This window comes from Acinetobacter sp. UBA6526 (assembly GCF_002434875.1).
GTDB lineage: Bacteria > Pseudomonadota > Gammaproteobacteria > Pseudomonadales > Moraxellaceae > Acinetobacter > Acinetobacter venetianus.
On record NZ_DJLC01000218.1, the window covers coordinates 1 to 9,075 of the forward strand.

The 9,075-nt window shown below is 39.0% G+C and carries 7 protein-coding genes; 6 read left to right on the top strand and 1 reads right to left on the bottom strand.

The window, feature by feature from the left end:
* Positions 1-562 precede the first annotated feature (562 nt).
* The 6 genes from B4237_RS14865 (at position 563) to blp2 (ending at position 8,910) form a co-directional block, all read left to right on the top strand.
* Positions 563-1,594, top strand: a complete 1,032-nt coding sequence (locus tag B4237_RS14865; RefSeq protein ID WP_286943768.1) for a substrate-binding domain-containing protein — start codon at positions 563-565, stop codon at positions 1,592-1,594.
* Positions 1,595-1,695: 101 nt separating this feature from the next.
* Positions 1,696-3,075 (top strand): phosphate ABC transporter permease subunit PstC, encoded by a 1,380-nt coding sequence (gene pstC, locus B4237_RS14870; protein WP_004880917.1) that lies wholly within the window; start codon positions 1,696-1,698, stop codon positions 3,073-3,075.
* On the top strand, positions 3,072-4,466 hold the full coding sequence (gene pstA, locus B4237_RS14875; protein ID WP_004880915.1) for a phosphate ABC transporter permease PstA: 1,395 nt from the start codon (positions 3,072-3,074) through the stop codon (positions 4,464-4,466). Before pstC ends, pstA begins: the two co-directional genes overlap by 4 nt.
* 14 nt (positions 4,467-4,480) lie before the next feature.
* Complete coding sequence (pstB, locus tag B4237_RS14880; protein ID WP_004880914.1) at positions 4,481-5,395, top strand: phosphate ABC transporter ATP-binding protein PstB; 915 nt, start codon at positions 4,481-4,483, stop codon at positions 5,393-5,395.
* A 146-nt stretch (positions 5,396-5,541) separates the two neighbouring features.
* Entirely contained in the window at positions 5,542-6,504 is a 963-nt protein-coding gene (gene sohB, locus B4237_RS14885; protein ID WP_004880912.1) for a protease SohB, read from the top strand.
* Between the two features lie 219 nt (positions 6,505-6,723).
* The gene (blp2, locus tag B4237_RS14890) at positions 6,724-8,910 is read left to right on the top strand and encodes an Ig-like repeat protein Blp2 (RefSeq protein WP_286943773.1); all 2,187 of its coding nucleotides are present in this window, start codon (positions 6,724-6,726) and stop codon (positions 8,908-8,910) included.
* 14 nt (positions 8,911-8,924) lie between these two features.
* Here the strand turns inward: blp2 and B4237_RS14895 are convergent.
* On the bottom strand, positions 8,925-9,075 hold a 151-nt coding region (locus tag B4237_RS14895; RefSeq protein WP_286943775.1), incomplete at its 5' end, for a DUF2238 domain-containing protein.

The window sequence follows — 9,075 nt, forward strand, 5'->3', positions numbered from 1 at the left end:
TAAGCTAAAAGTGTCAACACACCCCAATCATCTGTTCTAAGAAATTTCAATAAACTGAATGAAGTATCGATATTTTTAGAACACAATTCCAAAAACTTAAGTGATATATCGTTGATAAAAAGCTAGGTTTTCATACTCTTATATTCTTCTTTCAAATACCCAAATCATCTAAAAAAAAGTTGTTACCTGAGTATGGATGTTCATTTTAATAAATATGTCATACTATGCGTTGATGGAAAAATCATCAGTATTCCACTCACTATAATTTTTTATCATCAAAGATGAGTTTTTCTGTAAAAAATCAAATGTAAGCTGTAATATTTCAAATAAATATTGCAATTTCAATGGTGATTGCAGGATTTTTAAGAATATTTTCATTCATCTTACATATTGATATTTAATAATATTTAATTAAATTTGATGCAGTATATCAATTATCATCAAAGCGTCACAAAGTTGTAACTTATTTGTCATATTATCTAATCAAAATGCAGTTAACCAAAGTACAACACTTGAATTTAAAAGAGTTGTAAATCAAATTGTATAAATGAGAGAAAACAGAATGCGCTTAAATCCACGTAATCTCGCAATTGCATTAGCTGTAACTGGGGCAACTGTAGCTACGACTGCAAACGCAGCTCGTGATACGATCCAAATTGCTGGTTCTTCAACTGTATTACCATACGCAAGTATTGTTGCAGAAGAGTTTGGTAATACTTTCCCACAATTCAAAGCACCAGTTGTTGGTTCTGGCGGTTCTTCAGGTGGTTTGAAGCAATTCTGTCAAGGTGTTGGCGATAACACAATCGATATCGCAAACGCATCTCGTCCAATTAAATCAACAGAAATTGATGCTTGTAAAAAAGCTGGCGTAAACCAAATCAAAGAAATCAAAATTGGTTACGATGGTATCGTTTTCGCATCTAATGTGAAAAAAGCTGCTTATAAATTAAAGCCATATCACGTATTTACAGCTTTAGCTGCTGAATTACCATCAAACGGTAAAATGGTTCCAAACCCATATACAACTTGGAACCAAATTGACAAAGCTTTACCAAACGAACCAATTACTTTAGTAATTCCTGCTTCTAACCATGGTACTCGTGAAGTATTCCAAGAGAAAATGGTTGATGCTGGTTGTGAAGCTTATGACTACATCAAAGGTTTAGACAAAGATGCTCAGAAAAAAGCATGTTCTAACTTCCGTAAAGATGGTCGTGTAATTGAAATCGCTGGTGACTATACTGAAACACTTGCTCGTTTAAAAACATCTCCAAGTGCAGTTGGCGTATTCGGTCTAGGTTTCTATGATGTTAACCGTGACAAATTACGTGTTGCGACTGTAAACGGTGTAGTACCTTCTGAAAAGACTATCTTGAGCGGTCAATACCCAGTTTCTCGTCCATTGTTCTTCTACGTGAAAGGCGAGCACTTAAAATCAATTAAAGGTTTACCACAATACGTAGAATACTTCTTGAACAAGAAAGTATCTGGTAAAGGTTCTAAATTAGAAAAAGCTGGTTTGATTGCAATGAACGACAAAGAGCGTGCAAAAATCCTAGCTGATTTCAAAGCTGGTAAATCAGTTAAATAAGTTTATTTGAAAACGGAGGCTGGTGAGACGTGTGTTCATCAGCCTTTTTGTCTAGCTAAGTTTTTTCAAATGATGAAAATTGAGAAAACAGTGGAGATTACATGAATCTGCTACTTATCGGTGTGTTGTTAGCCCTTGTGGCAATTGCATATCAAATCGGGCTGAGTAAAAGCCGTAACCTAGCAGGTAAGGGAAATAACTCAGTAACACTACATTCGCGTCCAGTGTATTACGGGGCGTTAGTTGCTTTGTGGTGTGGTATTCCTGCTTTTTTAATTTTGATGATTTGGAACTTGGTTGAACCGAGTGTTTTACACCATATTATTTTTAACAATATCCCAGCATCAATCAGCGCAAATTTAGATGAAGCTGGTCGTGATGTTTTAATTGATCGTGTGCAAGCGATTGCTTCTGGGTTTGGAGTAACTGATCAACCAGCAGCGTATGAAGTTGCAGCAGCGCAACAACTTGCAAAATTCCAAACGATTGGATCATTTGCAAAATTTGCAGTGGTTGTGAGTGTTGCTTTAGCTGGTTTGGTTTGGGCAAAACGTCATGTGAGCCAGCAATACCGTGCACGTAATCAAGTAGAAAAAGCAATTAATGTAGGTCTGATTCTTTGTTCAGGCGTTGCGATCCTTACAACGATCGGTATTGTCCTTTCAATGTTGAGCGAAGCATTACACTTTTTCAAATTTGTAAGTCCAGTTGACTTCTTCTTTGGAACTGAGTGGGATCCAGGTTTTAGTACGACAGGAAGTGCAGAGGGAAGCTACGGCATCCTACCATTAATTTGGGGGACTTTAATGGTAAGTGGTATCGCGCTACTTGTAGCTGTACCAGTTGGATTAATGATTGCAATTTATTTAGCAGAATATGCATCTCCTCGTTTGCGTTCTTGGGCGAAACCAACAATTGAAGTACTCGCGGGTATTCCTACAATCGTTTATGGTGTTTTTGCCTTAATGATCATCGGGCCATTCTTTAAAATGGTGGGTGAAACGGTTGGTGTAAATATCAATGCAACCAGTGCATTAACTGCTGGTTTCGTGATGGGGATTATGATTATCCCATTCGTATCTTCATTATCAGATGACATCATTACACAGGTTCCGCGTGCTTTACGTGATGGTTCATTAGGTTTAGGTGCAACAAAATCTGAAACGATCCGTCAGGTTGTCATTCCAGCAGCGTTACCGGGGATTGTGGGTGCATTCTTATTGGCGGCTTCTCGTGCGATCGGTGAGACGATGATCGTGGTACTCGCAGCGGGTAACAGTCCATTACTCCACGCAAATCCATTAGAAGCTGTGTCAACTGTGACGGTCACGATTGTTAAGCAATTAACAGGTGATACTGACTTTGCCAGCCCTCAAGCGTTGGTTGCATTTGCCCTAGGTTTAACGCTGTTTGTCATTACTTTGGGTTTAAACATTATTGCACTGTACATCGTGCGCAAATATCGTGAGCAATACGAATGAGTTCATCAAAGACATCTCCTTTGGATCCAAATTCATTTGATCCTCAAGTTGCTGCTGAACAACGTGAACAGCGCAAAAGTAAGATTCAAAGTTCTTTGGCAAAGCGTCATCGCAAAGAAAAAGCATTCCGTTTTGCTGGCTTTTCAGCAGTCATGATTGGTCTTGCGTTTGTAGCATTGTTGTTTGGAAGTATTTTATCAAAAGGCTTGCCGGCATTTTGGCAGAGCAGTATCACAGTTCCAGTTTATTTCGATCCAACAATTATTGATGTAGGCGCGAAACCTAAACAAACGGCAGGTGAGACTCCAGCGCATTTTGAAGAGCGTATGATCGCTTGGCAAACTGAAATGGGTATGGTTGATTGGGATGCGTTGATCGTAAATGGCATTGTTTCAAAAGACAAAGCATTGGAGTCTCAACGTGATTATCTCAGCGGCTTGTACACTAGCTCAGAGTCATATCGTCTACGTGATATGGTGTTGGCTGATCCATCTCTGATTGGAACTAAGAAAGACATTAAATTCTTAGCAGATGCAAATGTTGATGTATGGTTAGCGGGCAATATTGATCGTTCATTACCTGATGATCAACAGCAGTTAGATCCAGAAGTTCGTCAAATTGCAGATCAATTGAAAGCAGAAGGCATTATCAAGAATACCTTCAATACCAACTTATTCGTAAGTCCAGACTCTCGTAGTTCACCTGCGATTAGCGGTTTGGCTGGTGCTTTCATGGGTTCATTGTTCATGATGCTCATCGTGATTATCATTTCGATTCCAATCGGTGTTGCAAGTGCGATTTATCTTGAAGAGTTCGCAGCAAAGAATGTGATGACGGATATTATTGAAGTCAATATTAACAACTTGGCTGCTGTTCCTTCGATTGTATTTGGTCTGCTGGGTGCTGCGATTTTCATTGGTTGGATGCAGTTACCACTTTCAGCACCTTTAGTCGGTGGTCTGGTATTAAGCTTAATGACATTACCAACTGTGATTATTACGACACGTGCTGCATTAAAAGCTGTACCACCTTCGATTCGTCAGGCTGCTTTAGGTCTTGGTGCATCAAAAGTACAAACAGTTTTCCACCATGTTTTACCTTTAGCTTTACCGGGTATTTTAACGGGTGCGATTATTGGCGTTGCTCAAGCATTAGGTGAAACTGCACCATTGCTTTTGATTGGTATGAGTGCTTTCGTTGCAAGTGTTCCAACGACACCACTTGATCAAGCAACTGCATTACCTGTACAAGTGTATTTATGGCAAGGTAATGAATTGCGTAACTTCTTTGAAGGGCGTACCGCAGCTGCGATTATTGTGTTACTTGCGTTAATGATTGGTTTAAACAGCCTTGCAATTTGGCTTCGTAAGAAATTTGAAGTGCGTTGGTAATTGAGGAGAGTACAATGAATACGATTGATATTATGAACGCCGTAGAAAAGGATAAGTCAGTGAATCCACAGCAAACAGAATTTACCTCATCTGAAGCGCAAGTTCAGCAATCTAATACTGCATTTGTCTCTCAGTTTGAAACGGCTTCATCAAACAAAAAGCCAAAAACAAATGAAGTAAAAATTAGCACTCAAGATGTTCATGTTTACTACGGTGAAACTGAGGCAATCAAAGGGATTGACCTTGATATTTACCAGAATGAAGTTATTGCATTTATCGGGCCGTCAGGTTGTGGTAAATCAACATTCTTGCGTACCTTGAACCGTATGAATGACACGATTGATATTTGTCGTGTGACGGGTAAAGTAACTTTAGATAATCAAGACATCTATGATCCAAGCCTAGACGTTGTATTGTTACGTGCTCAAGTGGGCATGGTGTTCCAGAAGCCAAACCCATTCCCTAAATCAATTTTTGATAACGTTGCGTATGGACCTAAACTTCATGGTCTAGCGCGTGACAAATATGATTTAGAAGAAATCGTAGAAAACAGTCTGCGTAAAGCTGGTCTATGGGAAGAAGTGAAAGATCGTCTAAGTCAGCCGGGAACAGGTCTTTCAGGTGGTCAACAGCAACGTTTGTGTATTGCGCGTACCATCGCTGTAAGTCCTGAAGTGATTTTGATGGATGAGCCATGTTCAGCGCTTGATCCAATTGCAACAGCTAAGATTGAAGAGTTAATTTCTGAACTATCTGAGCAATATACGATTGCAATCGTCACGCACTCAATGCAACAAGCAGCTCGTGTATCTGATCGTACCGCTTACTTCCATTTAGGTGATTTGATCGAAGTGAACTCAACTGAGAAAGTATTTACTCAGCCAGATCATCAGTTAACTGAAGCGTATATTACAGGTCGTTTTGGCTAAGATTATTTCAGTGATAAGAAGAGCCTTCGGGCTCTTTTTTTATTGTATAAATGAAAATGAATCTATTTTTCAAAATCTCTATTGAATTTTTCTTGAGCAGACCACATCTTAGACGAATAAAGCCGAACTTATAGAGCACTTACTTTATGTTATTCCATTTACCTAAATTTCCTGCTGAGATTCGTATTAGTCATTTAAATGCGCGTGTGAATGAACAAAGAAAAAGAATCGCGCAAACAACAGCATCTCGTTTGGAACTATTACAGCTTGTTCAGCAGCTTGCGAAAGAAGCAAAAATTCGTAAAAAAAATGATCAAAAAATCTATGTTCTCGATTTTAAAGGTGATGTTCAAGCTTCCGCTGTAGATACGATTCGTGAGGAAATTACCTTAATTTTAGCGACAGCAAAAGCAGGGCATGACCGGGTTGTGGTTCGTTTAGAAAGTCCTGGTGGAATGGTACATGGCTATGGTTTAGCAGCTGCTCAGTTAGTTCGTCTACGCGATGCAGGCTTTAATGTCACGATCTGCGTAGACAAAGTTGCTGCAAGCGGTGGCTATATGATGGCTTGTATTGCAAATGAAATCATTTCTGCGCCATTTGCTGTTGTTGGTTCGATTGGCGTCGTGGCTCAGGTTCCAAATTTCAATCGTTTATTGAAACAGCATAATGTTGACTTTGAACTTTATACTGCTGGCGAATATAAGCGTACAGTCACCATGTTTGGTGAAAATACACCTGAAGGTAAAGCGAAATTTGAAGAAGAGTTACAACAAACGCATTCTTTATTTAAGCACTTCGTTGAAAAATACCGTCCACAGTTAGAAGTAGCAAAAGTTGCAACTGGTGAGCATTGGTATGGTGAAGATGCACGCGAACTCAACTTGGTTGATAAGTTACAAACTTCGGATGAATACATACTTAGCTTGCTACCAAAACATGATGTTTATGTGATTAATACGCGTAAGCGTCCGACATTTGGTGAGAAATTAGGTTTACAAGCTGCGCAAATGGCTGAGAATTTAATTCCAGCAGTGTTGGGGAAAATTACAGATGGATTGACCAAAGCAAATAGCAGTTTGGTTCAGCTACGTGATCCAAAACTATAATTCATCGTATGTTATTTAAAACCAGTCATATGACTGGTTTTTTTTATTTCGATAATTAAAGTATTTGAACAAATAGTAAATTAAATAAAGCTAATAAAATTGCGATGAACTGGATTGTCGTCTTATCTATCATTTGTTATTTTAATTGCGAGATTAAATACTTATATTTTCCATTAATTGAAAAATATCTAAAACTATAATTGATATGTGAGCATAATAATGACAAGAGTTGTCGTTTCATCGAAGAAAAATTTTACTGTTTTGCAAGATGGACAGATGCAAAGTGTGATTCTAAATCAGCCATCTATTGTTCAAATCGGAGTTGCACAAAGCGATATAAAATCAATCATTAAACAGGGTAATGATCTTGTCATTACACTAAAAAATGGTGAAAAAATTATTATTAATGATTTCTTTAATGAAATGAATAATACGGAACATACACTCGCAATTCCCCGAGAAGATGGTTCTTATGCAATTGCTGAATTTGACGCTACAGGAACATTTGTTCGCTATTCTCCTACCACAGAATTAACGCAATTTGCTTCAGCCGAAGTTCCACCTCAAGCTGCTGAGTATTCAGATGGAAGTGATGATTTTGGTGTGAGTAAATCACAGTTAGTAAAAGCAGGTTTGGTGGCTTTAGCTGCTGAAGGTATTTATCTCTGGGCTGTGAAGGATGATGATAACGATAAAAGTGATAATGATAAATCGACAGATATTACTGCACCTGCAACTCCGACCGCTGTATTAGATGCCGATACACAAACCATTACAGGTAAAACAGAAGCTAAAGCTAAAGTAGAGATCAAAGATACCACAGGGAAAGTGATTGCGAGTGGTTACGCGGATAATGAGGGCAACTATAGTATTAAACTAGATAGCCCTTTGGTGAATGGAAATAAAGTCGCAGTTATCGCGATTGATAGTGCAGGTAATACATCTAAAGCAACAGTAGTTACGGGAACAAAAGATACGATAGCGCCCGATGCACCAAGTGCACAATTAAATGCAGATGGTACGATTGTCTCAGGTAAGGCCGAAGCGAATGCTAAAATATCAGTTTACGATGCAGATGGAAAATTATTAGGCTCTGTTAATGCAAATAGTTCGGGACTTTATTCAATTAAGGTATCACCGCCATTAACGAGCGATAAAGGTGGAACAGTAGTAGCGGAAGATGCGGCGGGTAATAAATCTGATCCGTCCAAAGTTTTTGCTGGGAAAGATACGTTAGCCCCTGATCAGCCATTGATTGAAGTAAACCAAGCAGGTACATCAGTTTTAGGTAAAGCTGAGGCAAATGCAAAAGTGCAAATCAAAGATGCTGATGGCAATATTATTGGAAGTGGTGTTGCAGATGCACAAGGGAAATTTCAAATCACGATTTCACCTGCATTAACGGGTGATCACAAAGGTTCTATCATTCTTGAGGATGCAGCAGGTAACCAGTCTAAACCATTAGAAATTATGGCAGGTAAAGACACGATTGCACCAGAAAAAGCTGTAGCGCAGTTAAATGCGGATGGAGATTCGATCACTGGAACAGCCGAAGCAAATAGTAAAATTGAAATTCGCTCAGCAGATGGAAAAACTGTGCTTGGTTCAGGAACAGCAGGCGCAGATGGAAAATTTACAATCGACTTATCTTCTGCATTAACGGATAAGACCGTTGGGAAAGTATATGTGATTGATGCGTCAGGTAATCGTTCTGAATCTACGGATGTGTTAGGAACGAAAGATACCATTGCACCGAACAAGCCTATTTTGCAGACCGTAACGGATGATATTGGAGATGTTAAAGGGAATATCTCGGCTGGCGGCTCAACAGATGATAGTAAACCTAGCTTGACTGGTCTAGGTGAGGCGAAAGCGACACTAACAATCTATGACAATGGACAGCCAATCGGAACAGTCACAGTGGGTGACAATGGAAAATGGAGTTTTAATATCACCCATGATTTAGCATTAGGCAGTCATACGTTGACTTTTACTCAGACTGATTTATCAGGAAATACCAGTGAGATCAGTAACTCATTTAGTTTTAATGTGATTGCACCGACGACAATGAGTTCATTGCTGAGTAATGAAATGGATGCTGGAACTGAAAGTGCACAACAAATGAGTTTGGTTGATCATGTAGATCTCAATGCATTGCTGAGTCCACAACATGAAGCTACGCCGACACAGACAACTCAAGCAGTTACTGTCGATGAGTTATTAACTTCTTCGACTTCTAATACGAATGAAATCGAAGACTTACTTAATCAGTTGGTTTCTACTAAACCCTCGACTCCTCAAACTGATGGTAATATAAATACTAATTTGATGAATTTCGAGCCAACTCAAGTGGTGCAATCAGATCCTTGGGATGACCTTATGCGGCTACAGCATTCAATTGTTTAACTAAGTCAAAACGCTTATTTCTGAATAAGCGTTTTTTCTTTGCTGAGTTGGATGAAACCAATCAGGACTGCCCCAACTGTTGCAAGGAACATATCTTTGTGGGCATCCCACATGTCGCCTTGTTGACCATTATAATTTTCCGCATCTTCAGGCGATAATCCCATC

Bases quoted from the DNA above. Each gene is read 5' to 3' on its own strand.
- blp2 (WP_286943773.1), top strand. From the start codon at position 6,724: ATGACAAGAGTTGTCGTTTCATCGAAGAAAAATTTTACTGTTTTGCAA.
- sohB (WP_004880912.1), top strand. From the start codon at position 5,542: ATGTTATTCCATTTACCTAAATTTCCTGCTGAGATTCGTATTAGTCAT.
- pstC (WP_004880917.1), top strand. From the start codon at position 1,696: ATGAATCTGCTACTTATCGGTGTGTTGTTAGCCCTTGTGGCAATTGCA.
- pstA (WP_004880915.1), top strand. From the start codon at position 3,072: ATGAGTTCATCAAAGACATCTCCTTTGGATCCAAATTCATTTGATCCT.
- pstB (WP_004880914.1), top strand. From the start codon at position 4,481: ATGAATACGATTGATATTATGAACGCCGTAGAAAAGGATAAGTCAGTG.
- B4237_RS14865 (WP_286943768.1), top strand. From the start codon at position 563: ATGCGCTTAAATCCACGTAATCTCGCAATTGCATTAGCTGTAACTGGG.